This is a genomic window from Clostridium sp. DSM 17811, from assembly GCF_018861905.1.
Taxonomy (GTDB): domain Bacteria; phylum Bacillota; class Clostridia; order Clostridiales; family Clostridiaceae; genus Clostridium_AD; species Clostridium_AD frigoriphilum.
In genome coordinates this window covers 13,511-38,180 of the sequence record NZ_JAHLDU010000032.1, presented here as the reverse complement: position 1 = coordinate 38,180, position 24,670 = coordinate 13,511, and the positions used below count along the sequence as shown (strand labels likewise).

Sequence of the window (24,670 nt, the reverse complement as noted above, 5' to 3'; positions counted from 1 at the left end):
TTGATTTTTTGTTGGTCTGAGATAATTGATTTTCTTCCCATAAAAAATAGCTCTCCTTATAGTAAACAGTTTTATTATTTAACTGTCTACCATAAGGGGAGCATATCACTTTGATATGACTTTAATTATTGAACAACCCTAACATAAAACGCTATACTCCTAATGAGTACAGCGTTTTATGTTAGTCAATCTTATAGTTATTAAGATACCCAATAACATTTATTTCATAGCTTAAATTTTTGAACTATATTATTTAGCTTATCTGCTAATATTGCTTGATTTTGAGAAGATTTTGATATTTTTTGGACTGCCATAACAGATTCATTAACGGTTGCTGATATTTCCTCGGAGCTAGCAACCGATTCCTCAGCTGTAGCCGATATATTTTCAATTGCATTTCTAATCTCTGATATAGTTTCATTTACTATATTCATTGAAGCTCCAATATCCGCAGATATCATATTGGTTTTTACGGCATCTGAGCCGTATTGCTTACTTGTATCTACAAATAGATCATAATCAGGTTTAACCTTAGTATCAATAAAGCTTAATACATCCTGAGCGTTGCTGGTAAGATTTTGGAATGCATTTTCAACTTTTTCAGTTACCTCCTGAATCTTTTCAACTGTAGCCTCTGACGCCTCAGCTAATTTTCTAACTTCGTCAGCAACTACGGCAAACCCCTTACCTTGTTCTCCTGCTCTTGCTGCTTCAATAGCTGCATTAAGTGCAAGAAGATTTGTTTGACTTGCAATATCCCCTATTTCTGTAGCCATTATCTTAACTTCACTAACAACATTACCATCTTTAATTGCTTTTAATATGCTTTCTTGCTTCTCTAAATATAATTTATTTATGGTACTAGAGCTATTTTCAGCAGTTATTCTAACTTGCTTAGCTTTTACTTCTATATTATTTGAAATCTCAGTTCCCTCATTTGCACGTCCAGTAACACTCGCCACATTCTGTGCAATACTTTCTGTTGTTGCATTTACTTCTTCTGTAGTGGCACTTAACTGTTCTGCACCTAAAGATACTTGCTTTACCGATTCATTGATAATCTCCATTTTTGATGATATTTCTTTTGTTGTAGCAGAAACATCATTTGAAGATTCTAATACCTCAGCGGAATCCTTTGTTAATTCGTAAACAACTTTTATTAATTCTTCCCTTAGTTTTATTAAACTGTTTCCCATAATACCTATTTCATCCTGGCTTGATAGCATTTGGTTATTGTCATTATAAGTTAAATCCAGTTCAGCTAATCTACCAATAAAACCTGTTGCAACTTCTATTGGTCTAGATATTCTTCTGCCAACAATTAAGGCAATAATTATTGAAAGTATAATTCCTAGAGTGATAATTAAAAGAATAATATCTATTGAATCATTTAAAGTTTTGAACACTTCTGAACTAGGCACTTTCACTCCCATAATTTGACCATTATTCAACGTATAATAACTCATCAGCTGCTTATGCCCCTCAAAGTTTGTCTCGAGCACCATAGATTTTTTATTACTTAATTCATCGGTTATAAATTTATATTTTCCATATTCTAAAGTGTCTAATTTATCCGTCGATTTTTGGTCCGTAGCAACTACAAAACTGTAATCTTTATCTAGCAAAAATGCAGAACCTGTATCATATATCTTTGTGTTTAAAATTATCTTTCTCAAACTTTCAAATGAAATATCCATACCTGCTACTCCAACTAATTTATTATTATCATATATAGGCAGTGTATATGATATCAGGTTTACGTTATCACTGGCTGGGTCTATATACGGTTTTGACCATACTCCTTGCTTAGCTCTAATTGGGTCATAATACCAATTTAAACTTTTATTACTTTCCTTATAATCCTTTAATAAATATGAATTGTTGCTAACATTCCCCTCTTTCTTTTGTTCATCATAGTAATAAGCCACATCGTAAGCCTTACTTCCATCTGTAAATTTAGGATCAAAATTCATATATAACCCTACAATTCCAGTATTGCTAACACCTAAATTATTTATTAAAGTACTTAACTGGCTTTCATACGCAATCATATAATTTTTGTCTTTAACCTTAGATACATCTATTGTGCCTAAAACTAGTCCAGATAATTCCTTTACAGTGTTTTCCACCTTTGTAGTATGTACTGTGTATTCATTTCCTCTACTAGAAGCTATATTTAATAAGTTCTCTGTGGCTTCCTTCTTAATTATACTTGTAGATTTAACAATACTTGCAATTCCCACAAGCGTTGATACTAAAATTGAACAACTCACTATAGCAATAACTATTTTAGTGCTAATTTTCTTTTTCAACAAAGTTTCCTCCTTAAAATATTTTCTTTTGTTTTTTTTATAATTTAATAAAATACAATATACTATAATATCGGGTTAATCTAAGAAATGTTTACGAATAAAATCACATAAAAAAATGTAAACATATTCATTCCTATAAACAAGCAAATCAGCTAACAATTTATTCTATTATAAATTGCTATTAACTATCCTAAGCTATTTTTAAACTTTAAGTTACTATCTAGAATGGGATTTTCATCTATAATTCCCTACAAAATTCAGTATAAATCTGTCTGTACTTAGCCATTATTATTCCTCCCTTAACATTGAATAATGTATTTATCCTTGTACTTGAGTAGGATACGGTTAAATCGGATAAAATATAATAGTGTTTGCTAATATAGAATATATATTATTTCAAATGCTATATTTATAAGGAGATGATAAGTTTGGATAAAAACCAGGGTGATTTTATGCTAAAAGCTGTTATATTTGATATGGATGGAGTAATTATTGATAGTGAACCAGCACATATGAAGCTTGAAAATGAGACTTATAAAAAATTAGGCATAGAGGTTACAGACGATGAGCATCACTCTTTTGTAGGCGCAACTTCTCATTATATGTGGGAAGCTCTAAAAAATAAATATAAGCTTAATCAAACACTTGATGAGTTAATTGAATATGATCGAAGTAAATATTTTAAATACCTTAATTCAGATGAATGCGAAATAACTCTTATTGATGGGGTGAAAGAGCTAATTAAAGACCTTCATGAGAATGGGATAAAGCTAGCCGTTGCATCATCATCTCCACTAAATGTAATTATGGCTATTGCAGCGAAATTTCAAATAGAAGAATACTTTGAAGTTTTTGTTACCGGTGACTATGTACAGAGAAGTAAGCCTGAACCAGATATATTTCTTTTTGCTTCAGAGAAGCTTGAGGTAAGCCCTGAAAATTGTATAGTTATTGAGGATTCTCATAACGGGGTTCGTGCTGCTAAAAAAGCAGGTATGAAGTGTGTGGGAATTAATAGCGGTGTTGCAGGAAGTCAAGACATTTCCATGGCAGATTTAGTGATAAATAGCTTTAAAGAAGTGAATTATGTAAAATTAAGTTAATAATCATTTTTACATTTATTGATTAATATTCTTTTGATATCACTGTACCGTTTGAGAAATACAATTTAAGAAAGCTTAATATATAATAGGTCTCATACGAAAAGATGTCTTTCCGAAATCCTCATCTTCACCTTTTTTACATTAAAATTGCATGAATATTTTTCATTATCTTCTGGAATTACAACTCGTGAACAACCAATTGTGTGAAATTTCAGTACATCTTCTATCCAATTTGAATCAAATATAGAACACCACACTTTACCTGGCTTAACTGCTCCACGATCAAAAATCATTACCGTCGAAATAAGATCAATTTCAGCTCCTATTTTTTTAGCAGCTTTAATTCCATCACCTGTTAAACCTGATGTTAACTGAAGTGAACTTATATTAAATGCAGCAATTGGATTTAATTCCTTTAACATTTCCATATTATTAGAATAGCCACCTGTGGCAAGAAAAACTCCCTTGCTTGTACATAAAATCCCTCCTAATATATAACACCATGTTTTCTAAAGCATTCAAATCGACATGATAAACAACCAGCATAACGACTTATGTTGGATATGATATAAGAAAAAGCAATCTTTATACCTTAATTAACTTTAAGGTATAAAGATTGCTAATATGGTTTATAGTTCTTTATCACAATGTAAAGGTCCACAAATATCAAACTCTGAATCGGATGGTGCTGGTACATAATTCGCATCTTTTTTTGCTTTTTCAAGTTTATCATTTTCTATTTTTGATATTTCCTCTGGTGTTAGTTTTTTGTTTGTCATTAATAATCCTCTCCCTTTTTTAATATTATTTTAATTAACACTATAACTATAACTCTAATTCTAGAGTATATCAATGATCAGTATACTATAATTGCTAATGGTACAATCAGTATATCTCAGTAAATTTTGACGTATTTTTTGACATGTTTATCAGTCGCTGTAAGTCTAGAAAAAATGAAGCCAAATAGATTTTATTATCAATTGATAATAGATATCTCAAAATTTTTTTTGATAAATATTGGCTTTAAAACATATTTGAGCTATAATAATATTATTATTTATTACCAATTGAAACAATTTTCAAAAATTAGGGAGGATATTTATGAAAAAGAAATTTGGATTTTTACTTATTCTATTTACTTTTATATTAACGTATATATGTTGGTTATTTGTTCAGCCTTTGAGTTCAATCCCTTCAGCTAGACAGTACTCGCAATTAGTAGCAGGAATGGCCTTGGTTGGATTTGCCTTAGTCAATTTTATCTCCACTAGAAATCCGATATTAGAAAAATGCTTTAATGGGTTAGATAAATCATATATCTATCATAAATATTTAAGCATTATTTCTCTTATTCTAGTTATTATGCACACACAACTCTTAGACGCAGGCGGAAAACCGGAAAGAAGCCTTGCTATAGCACAAAATTTATCCAAAGGGGCAAGAAACAGTGGTCATATTTTCAAAACTTTTGGATCCATAAGTATGTATCTGTTTATAGGCTTAGTAATTCTTGCATTGATAGCAAAAAAATTAAATTATGAGAGGTGGAAACTAATTCATAAGATTATGTTTATACCTTATATCATTGGTATTATTCATTATTATGGAAGTTCAAATTATGCAGTTTTTGGATTAGACTCCTTTAGTATATTCCTAAACATTATTAATTTTATAGGAATAGTATCAGTTATTTATAGTATCTTTATTTATGAAACAAGTTCTTTCAAATATAAATTTACTATAGAGAAATTAGAGCTTGTGGCAAACAGTATGATAGAAATTACGGGAAAAACTCTAGGGCGTAGTATGGAATTCTTGCCTGGACAGTTTGCATTTCTTAAGTTACCAGGAAAAGAAAATAATTTTCCTTCTCATCCATTTAGTATAAGCCAAGCCCCTAAAAAGGGTGAAATACAGTTTACGATTAAAGCATTAGGTGATCATACAGGAAAATTGTTGGATACCCTTAAAGTAGGCCATGAGTTTTTAGTATCGGGACCTCATGGAAAATTTAATTACATAACAGGTAGTAAGAAACAAATATGGATTGCTGGTGGAATTGGGATAACTCCTTTTAGGAGCTTTTATCAATCTGATATACCAGAGGATTACTCTATTGATTTCTTTTACGCTTTCAATAATAAAGAGGAAGGCGCTTATATAGAGGAGATAATGAAATTGCCTAAGAGAAATAATTTAAGAGTGCATTTATTAAATTCAAAAGAAGAAGGCTTTTTATCTGGTGAAAAAATAATTAAATATGTTAATAAGACAGATCCAGTGGATGTATATTTTTGTGGACCTAAACCTATGAGAGAGATCTTAAAGAAACAGTTAAAAGAAAACCAATTGAATATTATAGATTTTCATTATGATAACTTTCAGTTTAAATAACTATACCGTTCATATTGCTTAAACCTATTATCAACGCACAATACCAAAAAGCCCCTATATTATTCATTTAATATAGAGGCTATTTGTTTTATTTTCAAGTTATATTATTAGCGATATTTATAGCCTCTTAGTTTATTAATAATTTAAGCTTTTGCTGAGATCATTTATAATATCATTTACATTTTCTATGCCTACTGAAAGCCTTAAAAGCTTATCAGTAACACCCATTCTATTTCTCATTTCTTCTGGAATAGACGCATGTGTTTGAAGATATGGATAAGTTATAAGACTCTCTACTCCACCAAGACTTTCAGCAAAAGTTACAATTTCAACTTCTTCAAGTACTTTGCCTATAGCTTTCTTTTCCTTAACCGTAAATGAAATTATTGATCCAAATCCACTTGTCTGCTTTAATGAAACTTCATAACCTTCATGTTCCTTAAATCCCGGATAATATACTTTTTCAACAGCATCACAGTTTTTAAGCCACAAAGCTATGTGTTTCGCATTTTCTTGCTGTTTTTCAAGCCTTATTGCAAGAGTTTTTATACCTCTGAGTATGAGCCAACTATCAAAAGGTGAAAGAGTAGCTCCAATGGAAACTTGAGTAAACCTTAATTTTTCAATTAAATCCTCTCTACTAGCTACCAAAAGGCCTGCCAGAGTATCGTTGTGTCCACCTAAAAATTTTGTTCCACTATGAACTACTATATCTGCACCAAAATCCATTGGTCTTTGAAAATAAGGTGTAAGAAAAGTATTGTCTACTATTGTAATTAAACCTTTTTCTTTTGCTAAAGCTGATATTTCCCCTATATCACTGACTTTCATCATTGGGTTAGAAGGAGTTTCCATGTAAATAGCTTTTGTATTATCCTTTAATTCCATTGTAATTTTTTCTAGGTCTGTTGTATCTACATATGTTGATTCAATACCATAAACTTTATATACATCTTCGAAAAGCCTATAAGTTCCACCATACAAATCATCTGATATTATTATATGTTCTCCTGGTTTTAATAATCTTGCAACACAGTCTATTGCTGCCATCCCAGTTGAGAATGCTAAACCTTCCTTCCCACCTTCAAGTTTCGCTATAGTTTTTTCAAGCTCTTCCCTAGTAGGATTTTGAAGCCTTGAATAATCATAACCAGTACTTTGGTTTAATCCCTTATGTTTAAAAGTTGCACTCTGATATATTGGAATACTTATACAGCCAGTTTGATCTTCCCATTCACCACTTCCGTGAACCATTATTGTCTCCAAGTTATTACAGTCTGTTTTCAAAACTGTCACCCCCTATTATTTTCCATAAAAAACAAAAGCCACTTTTCAAAAGAAAAGCAGCGCACAAATAAAATCTGCGTCTTTTCTTATCTTCCAGAAATATATTTCATTTCTGCAGGAATTAACACCGTTACATTCGAATGAGAATGCCGGTTGTTGGGTTTCATAGGGCCAGTCCCTCCACCTCTCTTGATAAGAACAAGATTGTTATCAATATTAAATTAACTTATTTAAATTTTAATCACTAAATATGATTATGTCAATACTTTTATTCGACAATCACTCCCATTATCTTCTTTATCCATAAACTAGTGCTCTTAACTACTCACTAAATTTAGAGTAACTTAATCAGCCCTTCTAACTCATCAGATAAAACTTTTGCAAGCTCAATATCAGTCCCTTTTAAAGCTAATGCTATTTTTGTTTCAACTAATTTTTTCTTTTGTTCAATTTCTAAATAGTCTTTGTCAAAATAACTAGCATAAATCATCTTCCTAAACTTTCGCATACTCATTTTTCTAATTGTCTTATCTTCAATGATTAAAACAAAATCCATACAATTTACTATAGTATAAAAATCATGAGAAATCATTAAAATTGCACCTTTATAGTTTTCTATGGCTTTTTCCAGTGCTAATTGTGAATAGGTGTCTAAATGACTTGTCGGTTCATCAAGAATCAACATGTTTGCATTACTAGCAGAAATTTTAGCCAGTTGAAGCATGTTTTTTTCTCCGCCAGATAAAGACTCTATCTTTTGATTAATGATTTCTTCTTCAAAACCATAACCAGAAATATATGACTTAATCTCTTCATAAGTTTTAAAACCAACATCAAAGAATTCTTCAAGTATAGTATTAGACTCATTTAATGTTTTGCCTTGAAGTTGAGATAAATAAGCCACTTCAACCTGCTCGTTTATCTCAATAGAATCATTATTATTTTTAAATATTTCTTGAACCAAAGTCGTTTTACCGGTGCCATTTAATCCGACAAGAGCTACTTTATCAGTAGATTTAATCTCAAAGTTAACATTCTCTAAAAGTATATCATCAAAGCGAGCACTGTAATTATTAACTTTTAAAGCAATGGTTTCTTCCATTTCATTATCTGTAACAAAGCTGATACTCGGCTCTTTAATATCTACAAATGGCGCTTTAATTCTACGTTTTTCTAATCTTTCTTGGATTTTAACTCTAGCATTTAGAGATTTTCCTCTAGCAGCTTCAGTATGCTCAGTTGCGAGATATCTTAGTTTTTTTATCAACATCTCGTTTCTCCAAAATTCTTCCTCATCAGAAGTAGCTAGTTCTTGCAGTTCAATTTTCGTTTGGAGTAAAGAGAAATTATACTCAATATAGCTTCCATCAAACTCTTGGAGCTCCATGTTTTCAAGATGCAAAATTTTATTAAAACAATGATTCAATAGATATCTGTTGTGCGTAATAATTAACATTGTTCCTTTATGTGAATTAATTAAATCTTTAAGAGAATTAAGGTTTCCAAAGTCTAAAAACACATCTGGTTCATCCATAATCATTAATTCTGGACTATTTAGCATTTCCTTAATTACTTGAATAAGCTTAAATTCCCCACCACTAAGTTCAGATATCATTAGATCTTTATACTTGCTTAAGTTTGCAAGATTTAGGTTTTTATTAATGTTGTTTTCGAAATCATCCCCATTAATTGCACCAAATGCATCTAAAGTTTGTTGATACTTTTCTAGTAAAGGTTCAATATCTGAAGATGTTTCCATTTCGCTGCAAATAGATGTTATTTCATTTTGCAGTTTAATAAATTTTTCCCCAATATATTCGAAAACTGTAATTTCTTTTGTTTCGCCAAGCTGTGAGAATTGACTTACATAACCTATTCTACAATCTGAGTCCATCTCGAGCTTTCCATCGAACATATATTTTTCTGGATCCATAATTATATCTATAAGTGTACTTTTTCCACAACCATTTGTTCCTATAAAAGCACAATGTTGACCGTCTTCTAATGTAAATGAAATGTTCTTATATAGATCCTTTTGCGGAAACGAGTAGGACAAATTATCAACTTTTATCATATTATTACCTCTCTTTATCACTAAAAAAGAGCCTATAAAATAAGCTCTTCAATATATTTTCTTCTCAATTGTAATTTTATACTTGATTTTTATCTAGTAGAGATATTCTACTTAGTTTACCATAGATAGCATAACACTTTTTAGAGTTAAGTTCAATCATTTCATTTTATCTATTCGAATTGACTTTCTTTTACCATATTGTAAAGCATTCCTTCCTTTAACAAACTACTATTGCCACCTAAAACATCTACTAATGTATAAGCAAATGGTAGGACAGAAGCTGGTCCTCTGCTCGTTATCAAGTGATCATCTACCACAACAATATCTTCAACATAATTTGCATCTTTAAGCAAAGTAGTATATTCCTCTCCAGGATATGATGTTACTGTGCGTCCCTTGATAATTCCTGCTTTTTCTAGAATCATGGGTGCCGCGCAAATAGCAGCAACAAATTTTTCCGGTGCTTTATCAAAAAATTTTACTAATTCAATGACCCTTTCATCATCTCTTAAATTTGTTGCACCAGGTAATCCACCAGGTAAAACAATCATATCATATTCTTTTATTTCATCACTTATAATTTTATCTGCCAGTACCCTAATACCATGAGCACCTTTTACCATTTCCTCATTGATACTTACCAAATTACACTGAAATTCTGCCCTTCTTAAAACATCAACTACAAATAATGCTTCACCCTCTTCAAATCCTTCTGCTAAAAAAACTGCAACTTTTTTCAATTTAAATCTCCCCTTCTCCTAACTATTATCTCCTACTAAATAACCTAAGTACAAACAAAAATATATTTATAAAGTCTAAATATAAAGTTAATGCCGCAAGCACAACCCCATGCATATCATTGCTTTGTGCTTGCATATGTTTTATTTTCTGCATGTCATATGCTGTTAATGCCCCGAATACTATTATACCTAAGAGACATACTCCTAAATCGAATGTGGAAGAAACAAAAAACATCTGCATAATAGTAAGTAAAATTAAACCTATTACAAACATCATGGCAAATTGACCTATTGCACTTAAGTCTTTTTTTGTTGTTATCCCTACCATTCCACTGCTTAAAAACATTAATGAAGTTAAAGCAAACACAGTAATTAATTGACCTTGATTTACAGTTAAAAAAACTATACTCAATGTTACACCATTTAAAGCTGAATAAACTAAAAACCAAAATATTCCAGATGTTGTAGACATTTTAGCAACTCTCTTAACTAATGTTATAACCATGACTAGTTCAAGAATCATAGCCCCGTAAATTACTGTTGTAGATACATTCATTATATAGTTACTCGTAAACAGACCAACTATAAATGTTATTAGTAGTCCAACTGCCATTAGACACAAAGTCTTTCCTATAAAAGTAGATCTGCTTTTTATCAAACTATTACTTTCCATACTAACATACTCCTTTATTACTATATTTATTTTCTACCCGATGATTCTTCCAGTATATCTATCGTTTTTGCTAAGGACTCGGCGAATTCTTCATCTGAGGAGTTCTTAAAGATAAGTAAATCATCTTTTATACACGGATCGTCCAAAGTAATAGGAACATCAAAATTAATTCCTTCAATATATTCATTCCAATTCGCAAGTTTCCATGTATCCCTATCAGAATTTCTCTCAATCATTCTTTGCTGCGTTACTTCAATTGAACTTTCTACCCAAATAACTACTAAAGAGGCATTCTTATCTTTTAATGCTGCCTTTAGCTTTTTTATATAGTTTAAATCTCGTATTTCTTTTGTAAATGGTGCATTAATTAACACAATATCATCATAATTCAGAGCTTCCATTGCGAGTTCTACTATTGTTTCGTATTCATAATCACGTATATTTTCATTGAAAAAATCTGAGCTTCTATTATATTCTTCACCTGCTACAACAAAAATCTGTTTTGATAATTTTATAAGTGTATCTTTATCAAGATAGACAACATGACGTAATGCCTCGGCAAGTTTTTTTGCGATATAAGTTTTTCCACTTGCTGGTGGTGATGTTACTAAAATCAGTTTTTTCATAACAATCCTCTCCTAGTCAAAAAATTTTAAGTCTGAAACTTTTCAAACTTGTTCAAATTTTCATGCTCATGTTTATTATACCCTTTTTCTTGTTCAATAAGTTAGAAAATTCTCTTCGCACATAAAAAAACAGGGTCAGTATAATCAACTTTCCTGAATTACTGAACCTGAATTTTTTAAATTTAAATGAAACTAATGAGTACATTTCGAAGGTTAGTATTTTTGAAGTTATTAACTGATGGTCACAGAATAATTTGAAACAGTTTTTCCTGAAAGATCTTTATAGTCGAACTTAATTTTTGTACTATCACTCTCTTTTATTAAATTTATAAGTAGTCCATATGCTCCATTATTTCCTTGTTTCATGGCACCCATATTTGCATACGTAAATTTAATAGGAACTACCGAGGTAGAACTTGAACATTGTATAGTATCACCCGAGATTTTAACTTTACCGTAGTTTGTATCATGTACGGTATGATTATGACCCCAAATGAATATTACGTTACTATGATTATTAAGAAGATTAACGAGTGTTGATGCATTTCCTGTTGTTCTTTTTTTAAAATAATGAATAGGGCAATGAGAAACAACAAAAACCGGTGTTGATGGATTTATCGAATTCAAAGATGATTTAATATTATCCATATCAGTAGTTGTAAATGATTTGCTTGATGAATCCATTACATATACAGCATAATTGCTATTGTTGACCACTAGTCCGGAGGCATAGGTTCCTCCCTTACCAACTTCATGGTTGCCCTTTGTAAGTATCGACGAAGTTCCTTTATATTGACTACTTACAGCGGAGGTACAAGATGCTGCATCTTTGGGGCCTGCATAGTCACCACCGAAAATCATATAATCTAGCGATGTTGATGTGTTTTTCAAATTAGATAACCATGTTGTAAGATTTGATATATTTCCGTGAATATCTGAAGTAACTCCAATGTAGTTGTTATTTCTTGTAGTATCTGCATAAACTGTTGCTGACGAATAAAGACTAACTGTTAATGTTAGTGCAATGATAATAGATACTAACTTGCTAAATTTTTTAATTTTCATATAATGACACTCTCCTTTTTTATAGTATTAATAAAAAAGGAGAGTATTATGTGGTGATTTATATTAAAGTACAAACTATTAAACATTTAATATATTTCCATTTTTTACTACACTAATAATTATAACCCACTTATTTTCTGTTTGTGAATTGATAACTAGCGACATCATTATTATATTGAAAATTATATGTGTGACTAAAAATTCTATCAATAGGTGCACTATCCATAGTTGTAAAATTATATTTTTCACTAGTAGTAATACTTCCAGATTGAGTATCCTCACTAATGTTGAAATCTATAATTTTAGCAAATACAACACTCTCTAAGTTTCCATTTACATAGGAATTAGGTACACTTGTTTGTAGTTGTTGATATAGTTCACTCCCATAAGTTAAATAACCCCCTACTATTGAAAAATTATTCATGTTAATAGCATCTGTAAGAGCTGTCGCATAGTTGTTTAAAAGATCGTTTAATTGAGACTTAACTCCATTTAATTGAGCCTGAGCATTATTTCGATTATTAATTGCCTCCTCAAAACTTATATTAATGTCCGTTGCTCCCTCAGCCACTGAATACTCTTCACTCTTAAGTTTTTTCCCATCTATTACGGTTGTAGCATATATCTTTGAATCCCCATCTACTGGTCCAAAATTAGCAGCATTATTAACCTTGACCTTAGTATCTTTTCCATTAACAAATATTTCTGCATCAGGATAATCAGAGGTTATATTCAAATTATTCATATCTTCAAATACACTTAATTTCACTATTCCATCGCTAGCTTCCATAGTATTTACTAAATAAGGTTTACTTAAAGTAACATACGGACCCTTATAATTAGCTATGATTGAATAAGTCCCAGGAATATATGGTCCAAATTCCTTAGTGGATTTATCAGTATCACTTTTTCCTATTACTACATTGTTAATTGAAAAAGAGACATCTTTAACTGTAGTTGTTATATCAACAAATGATGGCTTAATGCTTATTTTATAATTCGGAAAAATCAAAAACTTTTTTCCAACCTTTGCTAATGTTAACGTGTTACTTGATGTTACGCTAAGGTTACTAACATCCTTAGGACTAAGAGCATCATTATTTAAATTTTCAATAATTTTATTATAATGTGAAGGATCTTTTTTAAAGTAATTAAGTAATGGTGTTATATTATTACTATTAATTTCAAGCCTATCATCATTACAATATAGTATTTCTGCTAAATCAGAAGTGTTGTTTGTTACTATATCTTGTTGAAATCTTTTTGTTATCTTCCTTGGATCAGACAAAGAATTACCCACTTGAATAATAACTACTATTATTACTATCAAAATTAAAGCTATTGCTATTTTTAACGTTTTGCTTGATTTAATATTATTTGTAGTATATTTTTCATTAATATCATCTTCTTTTATTCGATTATATTCATCTAATGGCTCATTTTTTACACCCAGATTAATTTTATCTACTGTTCTAGTTTCGTTCGTAGACTCAATTTTTAAATTATTACCGCAAACTGTACAAAAGATCTGTTCCTCGTTAGCTTCATTACCACATTTAGTACAAAATTTCATTTTATGTCCCCCAATTTCTTAATCAAATTAATTTAATAAGCTACCATACCTATATACTATCGCTTTTACTACATCCACCGTATGATAAGAAAATGCTATAATAAATGCTATTAAAGATATGACACTAGCTATTGATATTATTAAAACGCATAAGTTTGCATTTATCTGAAAAGTTTCTTTACTTATAATAACTAATGTCGTAATTGAAATAACCACACCTAAAATAACGAAAATAATACCTAAATTCAATGAAAAGTATGAAAATATGATTGAAATAATTTCACAAAACAAAATAGGTAAAGTTGAAATCAATACAGCCTTAAATACCATGAATGCTGTACACTTTACTTCTGAAAAAAAGCTTATTCCTAGATATATAGAAATAAATAGAACTAATAATCCTACTAAATATAATTCACAATTCCCAAAAAATATTTTACCATAAGGTATAGTATTCATATATTTAAATTTATCAATAGCCGTGTTCATGGAGTTTATGGTACTGGTATCCATATTATATGATGACGAACTTTCACCAAATAAAACTGCTAATGAGGATAGATTTCTATAAAAATTCGTGAAAATTGTTGATACACTACTTACAATCTGATTAACTCTCCAAATACCTAGTATACCTTGTAGACATGTTAGCATAATCATAATAACAATAGCTGGCGTTTTCTGGGTTTTAGCTACAAATTCTTTACCACCGGAAACTGGGCTTAGTGTTGAATTTTTAAAAATGTTTATTATCTCAGTAGTATTAATTTTATCTGTTACTGATTTAACACGTTCGAATGTTCCCTCCATTTTTTCTTTGTTGCGGTTCTTATTTGATGTTTGATTTACCTTCATGCCACAATTCGGACAAAATTCATTACTACTCTCAATCTTAGAACCGCATTTACTACAATATGTCATAATGTTCCCCCTTGAATATATAAATAAATATAATTATTATTGCTTATATATATTTCGTCATAACTTACATTCTCTTAATAGTTTATAAAATATTTTACATAAAACGCTCCAGGTATACATGAATATTTAATAAAAAGAAAAGGATTAAAGCATTTTGCGCCTTAATCCTTTTCTTTTCATTTACAAGTATCCGTAATAGTTAATATCTCTTATTTGTCGCTTAAAGCTTTTTTTAGAGCTTTAATTTCATCTTGATGTATTTGCTTGCTTTTCCTATCACTTTTTTTATCATCGATAGGTAGTAGGCTTTGTAATGCTTTAATTTGTCGTTTTATTTCGTCCTTATCTTTTGGAATTTCAAATTTTGGCATTTATTTGACCTCCTTAAAATAATCTTTCATATATCTATTCTGCATTTGAGAGTTATTTCCTTCTAAATAGTTATTTTTATTTATATTGCCACTGTTGCTTGTTTCAAATATGCTAATTCTTCTCCCTGTAAATAAGTAGAAAGCTTCTCAAATACAGTTTTATGATAGTTATTTAGCCAAACTTTTTCATCATATCTACTAAGTCTTCATTAATTTCATAGGAAAATCCACTACTTTCTAAAGTACTCTTTAATCCTCTAAAATATTCTATTGAAATAACCTTACAATCAAAAGCAATTTTTGCTCCCTTCTTAATTGTTTCTTTCAAAAATGCTTCCACAGTCGGAACACCATCGTTACCCATTCTAAACAGTGTTACCCCTGTATTTATTAATTGATTTTCTGATTGTATAAAATACCTTCCATCTGTCCATAAACCCGCCTCTGTTAAAGTTACAATTGCAGTACCCGCAGAACCTGTAAATCCTGTTATAAAAGTTCTAGCACCATAGCTTGTCTACTACATTACCCATTTTTAATTATAATGGCCTTAAAGCTTTTTATAAAAATTAATTATATCTTCATTTACGGGTATCTATGTTACTTATATTTGACCTTCTTTAAATAATCTTTCATATATCTTTTCTGTAAGTTTTAAACTTAAATTCTAGCTGAGGGTTAGCCTTAATGAATTGTACAAAATCTTGAAAACATCTTGTTGTTTTAGTACTTATTGTATGTTCAATTTTTTCGGTTTCTTCTAAAACATCAGACTCTGAAACATCAAGTAATCTTAAAAAGCTTTCAATAGTATTATGACGATTAAGTAATGTTTCTCCAAGCTTCTTTCCATCCTCTTCGAGTACTAAAACACCATATTTTATATATTTCAAAAGATTCAGTTCTGCTAACTTATGTACCATGTTTGTAGCAGAAGGTGGTTGGACATTAAGAGCCTTAGAAAGTTCATGAATCCTTGTAAATCCTGTATTTAAAGATAATCTATATATCATTTCAAGGTAATCTTCCATGGACGCCGTAAGTAAATTATTTTCTTTTTTCATATATTCATTAAAAGTATAAAAATTGTTTTTTACCATATTTCACCCACTTTAGGATATATTTTATTATATAAATTATATGCTTAACATATAATTTATATACTTTAATGTAACATTATAAAAATTACAACATATCTTATATTAGAGAAATAAAGTTAGCATCGACTAATATTGTTAATTGTTATTAAATCTTTTGGGTATAGCAAAAATAATTAGTTATGAAGGGTGATTTATTTTATGGAAAGTAATAAAAACTTAATGGATATAAATTCAACTGATAAAAAACAGGGTATATATAATAGCAAGAGAACTTTAATTAAGTTTAAAGAAGTACTGAAGTTTTTAGGACCTGCATTTATAGTAAGTGTTGCCTACATAGATCCAGGCAACTTCGCAACGAATATTAGTGGTGGCTCAGTCTTTAATTACAGTCTAATTTGGGTAATTCTTTGGAGTAACCTAATGGGTCTTTTTTTACAAAGTATGTCTGCAAAATTAGGGATCGCAACGCGTCACAATTTGCCAGAAATGTGTTCAAATGTATTCTCCCGCAAAACTAACTGGTTCTTTTGGATTGAAGCGGAACTCGCTGCTATGGCTACAGATTTAGCAGAGTTTCTTGGTGGAACATTAGGATTATATTTACTATTTGGAATCCCCATGATTTATGATGGGCTCATCATAGCAGCACTTACTTACCTGATTGTCTGCATGGAAAAATATGGGCAAAGAGTTGTTGAGGTGATTATTGGTATATTAGTGGCGATCATAACCATTGCATACACGATTGAATTGGTTTTAGCTAAGCCAGACTGGGCGCAAGTAGGTATCCACACACTAATTCCATCACTCCCCAATAGTCAAGCTGTCTTAATAGCAGTTGGAATGCTAGGGGCAACCGTAATGCCTCACGTAATATATCTACACTCGCAATTAGTTCAGGCCAGAAGTAAAAGTGATGATACTGACGAACAAAAACGCAAGCATTTACGTATGGCGAATATCGATATTACCATTGCGATGAATATAGCATTTGTTGTCAATGCTGCTATGGTTATTGTTGCTGCAGCAGTATTCTACAGAAATGGTATAGTTGTAGAAACAATTGAACAAGCACAAAGATCATTAGAACCTCTTCTTGGAACACTCTCCAGTGGAGCTTTTGGGATTGCATTGCTAGCATCAGGTTTATCATCATCCGCAGTTGGCACTATGGCCGGGCAAACTATTATGCAAGGCTTTATTGGCCTTAGTATCCCCATTAAATTACGAAGATTAATTACTATGGCCCCGGCCTTAATTATAATAGCTTTAGGTGTTAACCCCATGTATGCCCTAATAATGAGTCAAGTTGCCTTGAGTTTTGCTCTTCCATTCGCCATTGTGCCTATGCTACTTATCACTAGTCGCAAAGACTTAATGGGTAGCTTAGTAAACAAACGTTCAACTAAAATTGTTGGTTGGGTTATAACAAGTGTTATTTTAGCTTTAAATGTAGTTTTGATCTACCTTACTTTCACTGGCAGCGTATAAATACTCTCCTACCAATCAAAATACAAACTATGATACTTTTTAATATCTTCTTTAATAAATAAAATTTTATTCATTCGCCATCCTCTATCTTTATATAAATCACACAAAAAAAACAGACGCAACTAAGACAAGTTATTAGAATATCTACTGGCTTGTTTTAGTTGCGGTAACAGTATATACCTTTATCTTATTCAAAAGGACGTATTCTTAAAGGTACCCCAATACTATCACATACAACCTTACAAGCATCTATTTCTTCTTGTCCAATACAATCTACTACTGTCATAACTACATTTGGAACATATTTTTTGCAGCTTATCGTAAATTTCAGCATTGCGTCATAAGATTCTATACCAAATTTACTGCGAGTTAATCTTAAATATTCTTTTGCATTTGATGCATTAAGGCTTATGGATACAGTATTAATCAAGTCTTTGAATAATGTTGCAGTTTCCTTTTTATTAACTAAATCCGCTAGTCCATTAGTGTTTATACGAATTGGATTATTGCTACTTCTATTTTTTAAGTATTTTGCCACGTCTATTAGATCATCAAGCCGGGTTAAAGGTTCTCCAAATCCACAAAATATAATTTCATTGAACTGAGTTAAATCATATTTTTCAAACTCTTCTATAACCTGCTGAGCGGTAGGTTCTTTATCTAACCATAAACTATTTGATTTAGCCATTTCCTTAGTGTTTCTTAAACAAAATGTACAAGAGCAAGGGCAATTGTTAGTTAAATTAACATAAATATTTTTGTGGCTCAATTCTTTACTCGTGATATCAACATCTTTTAAATTGATATAAACACCATTGTTATATGTATATAGAATAACCATCTTCTATCATCCTCTTTTCTTTATATTTTTAAATTTATAATTAATATTAATAAGCAAATTTACATAAGTTATTTCAGGTCAGTCAAATATTCTTCAAAGCAAATACCATCGTGTACTGGAGTGCCAATTTTAGCAGTATAATCAATGGCTTTACTAATAAAATCTGTGGCTTTTTTTACCGAAGTCACGATGTCTACTCCTTTTACAATATTCGCAACTACAATAGAAGAAAATACATCTCCAGTACCTGAACGATCCTCACCAATTTTTTTCACTTCTATTACAGTATAGGGTTTTCCTTTTTCATATATAAAGTTTCGTATACTCCCATTATGCTGCAGTCCAGTGATAACAATTTTATTTGGGCCTTTTGTGCAGAGCTCTTTCGCAATGTTTTCAAGTTGCTCAGGATTCAAAGATTTTTCTGGATAAGGAATATCAAGAAGTCTACAGGCTTCGGTAAGATTAGGCGTCATTACATCCGCATATTTAATTAACTTCTTCATTTCATCACACATTTCCTGTGTATATGTAGAATAAAGTTGTCCATAGTCACCCATTACAGGATCAACCATGACAATAGTATCTTTTGTTTTAAAATTGCAAAGAAACTCTACAACAACATCAATTTGTTCTTTTGAACCTAAAAATCCAGTACAGATTCCATCAAATTGTAAATTAAGCTCTTTCCAATTATTCATGTAATCCCTCATATGAGGAGTATAATCCTCAAAAAAGAAACTTGAAAATCCCGTATGTGCAGATAATATTGCAGTAGGTAATGGACAACATTGTATCTTCATTGCTGATATAATAGGCAATGCAACCGCTATGGAACATCGTCCAAATCCAGTAAAATCATTCACAATAGCGATTTTCTTTTGTTTGTTTAAGCTCATTATCTCACCACCTTTTCTAATAACCTTCATTATAATCTAATCAAGGTAAAAAATAAAGTGTACGGATACAAAGGCTAAAGTTTTTTATAAAATTACATATTTGGGGAAATCAATTACACAAATAGAAATAGTTAGACTAGAAGAGTTGATAGGCAATGGTAAAAAGATTATTTACGGCAAACTAATATGAATCACGTCATTCGCAAAATATATTCTAATTATAAAAAAGAAGAAAACTGGCTCAATGAGATGTCCGCTAAGGGAATGGCCCTTTCTTCTTAGTGCCAATTTTCAAATGCAAAACTTTAACGTTCATCGGAAGTTTTAGTGGATAGATAGAAGTTATAGTTAGTATTTCTGTTAGTAGCTATAAGTATATCTCCTGTTACGATATTAGCATCAGTTTTTAAAGTATTGTTGTTCTTATCTTTTAAAGTTATAGTATATGAACCAGCATTAGTTAATCCACCTATTAAACTTGACACAGAAGTTCCTGCTGGTATATATAGTATACGGTTTGTAACTATAGTACCAAGCGAGCTAGAAAGTCCAATTGGTTGATAGTTTAATTGTTGGTAAACAGGTAGCTGAACCCCTCTTAAATTATAAATATTATCTGGAAGTACAATCGTGCCTGTTATTTCGATATTTTTTGATATTTTTAAATTTACTGGTATATTCCATTGAACCGGTAAGTTTACAACTCCAGTTGTAGTATCAATCCGTATAGTTGTGGGTAATGTTAAACTACCTTCCATTCCAGTAATTGGCACCGCTATAGGTTGAGTTGGAATTATAGATAATAACGAACTTGAATTTGACGGTGTTTCAGATATTATACTAAGAGAATAAGTATGCACGTATTCTCCATCGGTAATTTCTAATAAATCCCCATCTTCTACGATACCGTTGTCTAGTGTATTATAACGTTGGTCTACAACTATTGGAGACATTTCGCTTGTGAGTGGTTTACCGTTGTAACTTAAGTTACTTATAAGTTCTCTTGTGGTAGTAGCTGGAGGTATATTAGTTATGTTGTTATAACTGACTTTACCTAGATTACTACAAAGGCCCTCCCCTTTATAGTCTACTGTCTGAGTTACGTCTAACTGTATATTAGTTGGATTTAAAATGTTTGGAGGTAATACAACTTTACCACTTAACTTAGTAGTTGTATTTATACTTCCGCCAGAATAATTAGACCATTGTACTGGTACTAATATAGGTCCATCTGTAGTTGTAACTGAAATAGTTGACGATAAGTTTAAATTATTTACCGTAGTAGGTTCATGTATTGTTATGTCATGAAGTGATCCTATCGATATTAAGTATGAGCTTGCATTATATGCTTTTTTAGAATAAAGCTGATTATCTATTAATCTATTCCTAGCATGATATGAATAAATATTTTTTGTATTTGTTATGCCCGGTAATGAATCTGCAAAAACTTTTGAACCAAAAGTTAAAGATAATGTAAGTGCAAATGTTGTCATCATATAAAATTTCTTTTTTGTCATTTAAAATACTCCCCTTTCTAGAAAGATTGAAAAATAACTCTATTATATAAAATTTTTAATTAATTGATCTAATTTTAAGTTCTAGTAAAACTAATGCATAAATAATCTTTTCTAAAATTTGTATTACTACTTTACTTAATTATACTATATATAACATATATTTCAAATTAAAATTTTCTACTAATATTTATATTTTTCCTTTTCTACTATAGCTAAGCCATTCATACCATGTTTTCTTGACAAATATATCTTATAAAGTTAGTATATATAATAGTTAGTTAAAGTAACTATTATATATACTAACTTTTTCTATTTTTGTTAATTATATTAATGAAATATTTAATAACCTATAATATTATTTAAATTTTGGATTAACTACAAATGTAATAAATAAAGGAGAATAACTATGAAAGATAAAGATATTGATGAGGTATTTAATGGATTATTATTAAAATTTCCAATATTAACAAAAAAGCTCTTAAACATAAGTTCTGTCGTAACTAGTAATAAAGAAATAACAAGAGCACATGTATCTTTAATGCGTTTCTTGAAAATTCAAGAGTTATGCAAAATGTCAGACTTAGCTAAAATTCTATATGTATCAAAACCAACCGTAACTATATTAGTCGAAAAACTTGTGGAGTTTAATATGGTTAAAAGAAAATTAGATAAAAAAGACAGACGTGTGATATATATAGAGCTAACGGATACTGGATGCAATTTTTTACAAAAGCGTACAGAAATTATGAAAGCTGCCTTTTGTAAGAGCATACAAAAATTTAATACAGATGATCTAATATTGTTAAAAGAAACTCTAAATAATATGGAAAAGCTTGTAGGCAAAATGGATGAATAATATCTATTTAGTGCAAGTGCTTTTTACTCTTTATTTATTTTAGATCAATATCTTTGGAGGTAATATTTTGAATATAAATGTTATGAATCAAGTAATTATATTAGCACTTATGATGATGGTAGGAGTTATATTAAGAAAAACAAAAACAATTACAGATGAAGTAAATAAAGGCTTTTCAAACATTCTAATTAATTTAACAATGCCTTGTATGATTATATATTCTTTTAATTTCAAATTCTCAATGGATATGCTAAAAGGTGCTAGCATGATACTTTTCTATTCTATTGTGATACACATTATTTTAATAATTTTAAGTAAATTGTTATATTCTAAATTTGAAAACTCTAAGAAGAATGTATTTATATTTGCAACCGTTTTTTCTAATTGTGGATTTGTAGGATATCCTGTAATTCAAGGTATCTTTGGGAATATAGGAGTGTTTTACACATCTATTTATACAATTCCTTTTAATATTTTTATGTGGTCTTATGGTGTTATACTTTTTACGGGCAAAAGTGACTTAAAGAGTATAAAAAAGAATCTTATAAATATACCTCTTATATGTACTTTTTTAGGAATTATAATATTTCTTTTTTCTATAAAACTACCATCGCCATTACTTAAGACTTTAGGTAGCATAGGAAATATGACGACTCCCCTTTCAATGTTTATAGTAGGAAGTATGCTTGCAGATGTTAAATTAAAAGATGTGTTTAAGGGCCTAGATATCTATTATGTAAATTTTATTAAACTTATAGTTGCTCCACTCTTAACTTATTTTGTACTTAACCTTTTTGGGGCTAGTAAAACGCTTCTTTATATATGTGTAATTTTAGTAGCAATGCCGACTGCAAGTTTAATAGCAGTTTTGGCAGAAAAATATAATGGAGATAAGGTAACTGCTTCAAAGTGTGCTTTTTTAACTACGATCTTATCTATAATCACGATACCTGTTATTATGTCAATAATAGACTTGCTTATGAAATAGGTTATTAGGTTTCTGGTTCGAACCTTACTCGCATATTAAATCATCTCCTACGAAGCTGCAATATTAAAATAATACATGCTCAAATCTATACATATCAGCGAACTAAACTAAAAATAAATGACCAAGAAAACTTGGTCATTCATAATAATTTATACGTTAATTTTTTTAGAATCTTTGGCGTTTTTAGAGTTAGACCTTATAGTAAGCCCTACAAATACTATTAGTATTATACCTAATAAGCCATAAACACCTACTTTAGAAAATACTTTTCCAATCTGTCCAACTACGATACCATCAAATACAAAATCCGAATCTCCAAAAGTTGAATTTGCATATCCTAAATTTCCAAGAAGCGGTAGTAAAAATGCTGGCAACAGATTTAGAATTGCTCCATTTACAAAACATCCTATTATTGTTCCTTTTAACCCTCCCTGGGCATTAGCAAGAACCCCTGCTGCTGCTCCAACAAAGAAAGCTGGTATTAATCCCGGTATCATAATTGCAAGTCCAGTAAATGGAAGTATTAAGAACATTGCTATCGCACCTGCGAGTGATGCTAAGAATCCTATGATTACTGCATTTGGTGCAAATGGGAAAATAACTGGACAGTCTAATGCTGGAATAGCATTTGGAACTATCTTCTCTGAGATTCCCTTAAATGCTGGAACTATTTCAGCAAGCATCATTCTAACACCTTGTAGCACTATTACAAATCCTGCAGTAAATTTCATTGCTGACATAATAGAGAATACTGTAATATTTCCCCCAGCTGCAAGTTTTGCAGCAACTGTATTATCTGCAAGTTGTATTGTAACAATAAATAGTATCAACATAACAAGAGCTGTAGATATTACATTGTCTTTAAAAAAGCTTAGACCTTCTGGAACTTTTATATCTTCAGTTGAATGCTCTTTGTTCCCAAATCGTTTTGATACCTCTGCCGCTATAACATAAGTTAAAGCATTAAAATGACCCATTGCAACAGAATCACTTCCTGTTACTTTTCTGTAATATGGCTGAACCATTGCAGGGGTTATAACCATAGTTGCTCCTAAAAGTAATGACCCCACTACTATAAGTTCAACTCCACTAAATCCAACAGCTGTTAATATAGCTGCGAGTAACCCCGCCATAAATAACATATGATGACCTGTTAAAAATACATACTTTAATGATGTAAATCTCGCTATTATAAGATTAACAATAAATCCAAATGCCATAATCAAAGCCATTTCCATACCAAAATTTTTCTGAACTAATGCTATAATTGCTTCATTGGTTGGTACAACACCCTGCATATGGAATGCGCTTTGGAATGCAGTCCCGAGTACACCAAGAGAATCTGCAATTGCAGTTGAACCAATTTGGAATATTACAAAACCAATAATAGTTTTAAATGTCCCAGTAACAATTTTGGATATAGGTTTTTTTAGTGCAACCAAACCTATTAATGCCATTATCCCAACTATAATTGCAGGTTCTTTGAAAAAACTAATAATAAAGTTCATTTTTAGTCCCCTTTATTTTTATTTAAAAAAATTTAACTTGGCCAAAATATTATTTCTTCAAATTGTTAATTGCTTCCATAACTTTTTCCTCTATAGCATTTCTATCAATTACATTTTTAACATATATGGTGTTATATCCTTTATCTTCGATTTGAGATTTTAATTCATAAGTTGTTACTACTAAATCTGCCACTTTCCCAAGCATAGATCCTAAATCACATGCTTCAACCTCAGCATTTATTCCATTTTTCTTTAATATATCATCTATACTCATCTTAAGTATTAAACTTGTTCCCATTCCCATTCCACATACAGTTACGATATCCAT

At 30.4% G+C, this 24,670-nt stretch carries 24 protein-coding genes, 1 pseudogene and 1 riboswitch; of the genes and pseudogenes, 5 read left to right on the top strand and 20 right to left on the bottom strand.

Going from position 1 to position 24,670, the window contains the following annotated elements; translation table 11 throughout:
• Positions 1 to 224 precede the first annotated feature (224 nt).
• Complete coding sequence (locus KPL44_RS21850) at positions 225 to 2,312, bottom strand: methyl-accepting chemotaxis protein (protein WP_216254858.1); 2,088 nt, start codon at positions 2,310 to 2,312, stop codon at positions 225 to 227.
• A 428-nt stretch (positions 2,313 to 2,740) separates the two neighbouring features.
• Between KPL44_RS21850 and KPL44_RS21845 the strand changes: the two genes are divergently transcribed.
• A complete protein-coding gene (locus KPL44_RS21845) occupies positions 2,741 to 3,415 on the top strand; it encodes an HAD family hydrolase (protein ID WP_253201899.1) in 675 nt (224 codons plus the stop codon).
• 92 nt (positions 3,416 to 3,507) lie between these two features.
• On the opposite strand, the gene KPL44_RS21840 is transcribed toward KPL44_RS21845, so the two are convergent.
• Positions 3,508 to 3,843 (bottom strand): hypothetical protein, encoded by a 336-nt coding sequence (locus tag KPL44_RS21840; protein ID WP_216254855.1) that lies wholly within the window; start codon positions 3,841 to 3,843, stop codon positions 3,508 to 3,510.
• Between the two features lie 201 nt (positions 3,844 to 4,044).
• Positions 4,045 to 4,194 (bottom strand): hypothetical protein, encoded by a 150-nt coding sequence (locus KPL44_RS21835; RefSeq protein WP_171295957.1) that lies wholly within the window; start codon positions 4,192 to 4,194, stop codon positions 4,045 to 4,047.
• Between the two features lie 322 nt (positions 4,195 to 4,516).
• Here KPL44_RS21835 and KPL44_RS21830 point away from each other — a divergent pair, with 322 nt between their 5' ends.
• Entirely contained in the window at positions 4,517 to 5,809 is a 1,293-nt protein-coding gene (locus KPL44_RS21830) for a ferredoxin reductase family protein (protein WP_216254852.1), read from the top strand.
• Positions 5,810 to 5,944: 135 nt separating this feature from the next.
• Here the strand turns inward: KPL44_RS21830 and KPL44_RS21825 are convergent, their stop codons facing one another.
• The 12 genes and pseudogenes from KPL44_RS21825 to KPL44_RS21770 form a co-directional block, all read right to left on the bottom strand.
• Complete coding sequence (locus tag KPL44_RS21825) at positions 5,945 to 7,063, bottom strand: trans-sulfuration enzyme family protein (RefSeq protein ID WP_216254863.1); 1,119 nt, start codon at positions 7,061 to 7,063, stop codon at positions 5,945 to 5,947.
• 116 nt (positions 7,064 to 7,179) lie between these two features.
• Positions 7,180 to 7,295: riboswitch (SAM riboswitch) on the bottom strand.
• A 135-nt stretch (positions 7,296 to 7,430) separates the two neighbouring features.
• A complete protein-coding gene (locus tag KPL44_RS21820) occupies positions 7,431 to 9,170 on the bottom strand; it encodes an ABC-F family ATP-binding cassette domain-containing protein (RefSeq protein ID WP_216254850.1) in 1,740 nt (579 codons plus the stop codon).
• Positions 9,171 to 9,340: 170 nt separating this feature from the next.
• Complete coding sequence (locus tag KPL44_RS21815) at positions 9,341 to 9,910, bottom strand: DJ-1 family glyoxalase III (RefSeq protein WP_216254848.1); 570 nt, start codon at positions 9,908 to 9,910, stop codon at positions 9,341 to 9,343.
• A gap of 25 nt (positions 9,911 to 9,935) precedes the next feature.
• The gene (locus tag KPL44_RS21810) at positions 9,936 to 10,583 is read right to left on the bottom strand and encodes a Bax inhibitor-1/YccA family protein (RefSeq protein ID WP_216254844.1); all 648 of its coding nucleotides are present in this window, start codon (positions 10,581 to 10,583) and stop codon (positions 9,936 to 9,938) included.
• A gap of 26 nt (positions 10,584 to 10,609) precedes the next feature.
• A complete protein-coding gene (locus KPL44_RS21805; RefSeq protein WP_216254841.1) occupies positions 10,610 to 11,209 on the bottom strand; it encodes an AAA family ATPase in 600 nt (199 codons plus the stop codon).
• A 231-nt stretch (positions 11,210 to 11,440) separates the two neighbouring features.
• Positions 11,441 to 12,274, bottom strand: a complete 834-nt coding sequence (locus tag KPL44_RS21800; protein ID WP_216254838.1) for a metallophosphoesterase — start codon at positions 12,272 to 12,274, stop codon at positions 11,441 to 11,443.
• 130 nt (positions 12,275 to 12,404) lie between these two features.
• The gene (locus tag KPL44_RS21795) at positions 12,405 to 13,847 is read right to left on the bottom strand and encodes a zinc ribbon domain-containing protein (protein ID WP_216254835.1); all 1,443 of its coding nucleotides are present in this window, start codon (positions 13,845 to 13,847) and stop codon (positions 12,405 to 12,407) included.
• A 27-nt stretch (positions 13,848 to 13,874) separates the two neighbouring features.
• Positions 13,875 to 14,768, bottom strand: a complete 894-nt coding sequence (locus KPL44_RS21790) for a zinc ribbon domain-containing protein (RefSeq protein ID WP_216254832.1) — start codon at positions 14,766 to 14,768, stop codon at positions 13,875 to 13,877.
• A 209-nt stretch (positions 14,769 to 14,977) separates the two neighbouring features.
• A complete protein-coding gene (locus tag KPL44_RS21785) occupies positions 14,978 to 15,139 on the bottom strand; it encodes a hypothetical protein (RefSeq protein WP_216124863.1) in 162 nt (53 codons plus the stop codon).
• A gap of 80 nt (positions 15,140 to 15,219) precedes the next feature.
• Positions 15,220 to 15,279: pseudogene (locus KPL44_RS26115) on the bottom strand (hypothetical protein); the annotation flags it as partial.
• Positions 15,280 to 15,311: 32 nt separating this feature from the next.
• Entirely contained in the window at positions 15,312 to 15,632 is a 321-nt protein-coding gene (locus tag KPL44_RS21775; RefSeq protein ID WP_216254860.1) for an aminopeptidase P family N-terminal domain-containing protein, read from the bottom strand.
• 139 nt (positions 15,633 to 15,771) lie between these two features.
• On the bottom strand, positions 15,772 to 16,239 hold the full coding sequence (locus KPL44_RS21770; protein WP_216254830.1) for a metal-dependent transcriptional regulator: 468 nt from the start codon (positions 16,237 to 16,239) through the stop codon (positions 15,772 to 15,774).
• Between the two features lie 219 nt (positions 16,240 to 16,458).
• Here KPL44_RS21770 and KPL44_RS21765 point away from each other — a divergent pair, with 219 nt between their 5' ends.
• Positions 16,459 to 17,733 (top strand): Nramp family divalent metal transporter, encoded by a 1,275-nt coding sequence (locus tag KPL44_RS21765; RefSeq protein ID WP_407935032.1) that lies wholly within the window; start codon positions 16,459 to 16,461, stop codon positions 17,731 to 17,733.
• Between the two features lie 187 nt (positions 17,734 to 17,920).
• Here KPL44_RS21765 and KPL44_RS21760 read toward each other — a convergent pair whose 3' ends face one another.
• From KPL44_RS21760 to KPL44_RS21750, 3 genes are all read right to left on the bottom strand, one after another.
• Complete coding sequence (locus tag KPL44_RS21760; protein WP_216254824.1) at positions 17,921 to 18,574, bottom strand: TIGR04100 family radical SAM protein; 654 nt, start codon at positions 18,572 to 18,574, stop codon at positions 17,921 to 17,923.
• A 68-nt stretch (positions 18,575 to 18,642) separates the two neighbouring features.
• Complete coding sequence (locus KPL44_RS21755; RefSeq protein WP_216254818.1) at positions 18,643 to 19,473, bottom strand: pyridoxamine kinase; 831 nt, start codon at positions 19,471 to 19,473, stop codon at positions 18,643 to 18,645.
• A 305-nt stretch (positions 19,474 to 19,778) separates the two neighbouring features.
• Positions 19,779 to 20,990, bottom strand: coding sequence for a hypothetical protein (locus KPL44_RS21750; protein ID WP_216254815.1), 1,212 nt, complete (start codon positions 20,988 to 20,990; stop codon positions 19,779 to 19,781).
• A gap of 406 nt (positions 20,991 to 21,396) precedes the next feature.
• On the opposite strand from KPL44_RS21750, the gene KPL44_RS21745 reads away from it, so the two are divergent.
• Both KPL44_RS21745 and KPL44_RS21740 read left to right on the top strand, forming a co-directional pair.
• Positions 21,397 to 21,846, top strand: a complete 450-nt coding sequence (locus tag KPL44_RS21745) for a MarR family winged helix-turn-helix transcriptional regulator (protein WP_216254813.1) — start codon at positions 21,397 to 21,399, stop codon at positions 21,844 to 21,846.
• A 67-nt stretch (positions 21,847 to 21,913) separates the two neighbouring features.
• On the top strand, positions 21,914 to 22,834 hold the full coding sequence (locus KPL44_RS21740; protein WP_216254810.1) for an AEC family transporter: 921 nt from the start codon (positions 21,914 to 21,916) through the stop codon (positions 22,832 to 22,834).
• A gap of 149 nt (positions 22,835 to 22,983) precedes the next feature.
• On the opposite strand, the gene KPL44_RS21735 is transcribed toward KPL44_RS21740, so the two are convergent.
• Positions 22,984 to 24,342 carry a PTS ascorbate transporter subunit IIC gene (locus KPL44_RS21735; RefSeq protein ID WP_216254807.1) on the bottom strand — a complete coding sequence of 453 codons (1,359 nt, stop codon included), beginning with the start codon at positions 24,340 to 24,342 and terminating at the stop codon, positions 22,984 to 22,986.
• 49 nt (positions 24,343 to 24,391) lie between these two features.
• Positions 24,392 to 24,670, bottom strand: a complete 279-nt coding sequence (locus KPL44_RS21730) for a PTS sugar transporter subunit IIB (RefSeq protein WP_216254804.1) — start codon at positions 24,668 to 24,670, stop codon at positions 24,392 to 24,394.

What these genes read in the sequence shown, in the direction of transcription:
- KPL44_RS21840 (WP_216254855.1), bottom strand. Translation starts at nt 3,843, where the DNA reads ATGGAAATGTTAAAGGAATTAAATCCAATTGCTGCATTTAATATAAGT.
- KPL44_RS21835 (WP_171295957.1), bottom strand. Translation starts at nt 4,194, where the DNA reads ATGACAAACAAAAAACTAACACCAGAGGAAATATCAAAAATAGAAAAT.
- KPL44_RS21830 (WP_216254852.1), top strand. Translation starts at nt 4,517, where the DNA reads ATGAAAAAGAAATTTGGATTTTTACTTATTCTATTTACTTTTATATTA.
- KPL44_RS21825 (WP_216254863.1), bottom strand. Translation starts at nt 7,063, where the DNA reads ATGGTTCACGGAAGTGGTGAATGGGAAGATCAAACTGGCTGTATAAGT.
- KPL44_RS21820 (WP_216254850.1), bottom strand. Translation starts at nt 9,170, where the DNA reads ATGATAAAAGTTGATAATTTGTCCTACTCGTTTCCGCAAAAGGATCTA.
- KPL44_RS21810 (WP_216254844.1), bottom strand. Translation starts at nt 10,583, where the DNA reads ATGGAAAGTAATAGTTTGATAAAAAGCAGATCTACTTTTATAGGAAAG.
- KPL44_RS21805 (WP_216254841.1), bottom strand. Translation starts at nt 11,209, where the DNA reads ATGAAAAAACTGATTTTAGTAACATCACCACCAGCAAGTGGAAAAACT.
- KPL44_RS21800 (WP_216254838.1), bottom strand. Translation starts at nt 12,274, where the DNA reads ATGAAAATTAAAAAATTTAGCAAGTTAGTATCTATTATCATTGCACTA.
- KPL44_RS21795 (WP_216254835.1), bottom strand. Translation starts at nt 13,847, where the DNA reads ATGAAATTTTGTACTAAATGTGGTAATGAAGCTAACGAGGAACAGATC.
- KPL44_RS21790 (WP_216254832.1), bottom strand. Translation starts at nt 14,768, where the DNA reads ATGACATATTGTAGTAAATGCGGTTCTAAGATTGAGAGTAGTAATGAA.
- KPL44_RS21785 (WP_216124863.1), bottom strand. Translation starts at nt 15,139, where the DNA reads ATGCCAAAATTTGAAATTCCAAAAGATAAGGACGAAATAAAACGACAA.
- KPL44_RS21770 (WP_216254830.1), bottom strand. Translation starts at nt 16,239, where the DNA reads ATGGTAAAAAACAATTTTTATACTTTTAATGAATATATGAAAAAAGAA.
- KPL44_RS21765 (WP_407935032.1), top strand. Translation starts at nt 16,459, where the DNA reads ATGGATATAAATTCAACTGATAAAAAACAGGGTATATATAATAGCAAG.
- KPL44_RS21760 (WP_216254824.1), bottom strand. Translation starts at nt 18,574, where the DNA reads ATGGTTATTCTATATACATATAACAATGGTGTTTATATCAATTTAAAA.
- KPL44_RS21755 (WP_216254818.1), bottom strand. Translation starts at nt 19,473, where the DNA reads ATGAGCTTAAACAAACAAAAGAAAATCGCTATTGTGAATGATTTTACT.
- KPL44_RS21750 (WP_216254815.1), bottom strand. Translation starts at nt 20,990, where the DNA reads ATGACAAAAAAGAAATTTTATATGATGACAACATTTGCACTTACATTA.
- KPL44_RS21745 (WP_216254813.1), top strand. Translation starts at nt 21,397, where the DNA reads ATGAAAGATAAAGATATTGATGAGGTATTTAATGGATTATTATTAAAA.
- KPL44_RS21735 (WP_216254807.1), bottom strand. Translation starts at nt 24,342, where the DNA reads ATGAACTTTATTATTAGTTTTTTCAAAGAACCTGCAATTATAGTTGGG.
- KPL44_RS21730 (WP_216254804.1), bottom strand. Translation starts at nt 24,670, where the DNA reads ATGGATATCGTAACTGTATGTGGAATGGGAATGGGAACAAGTTTAATA.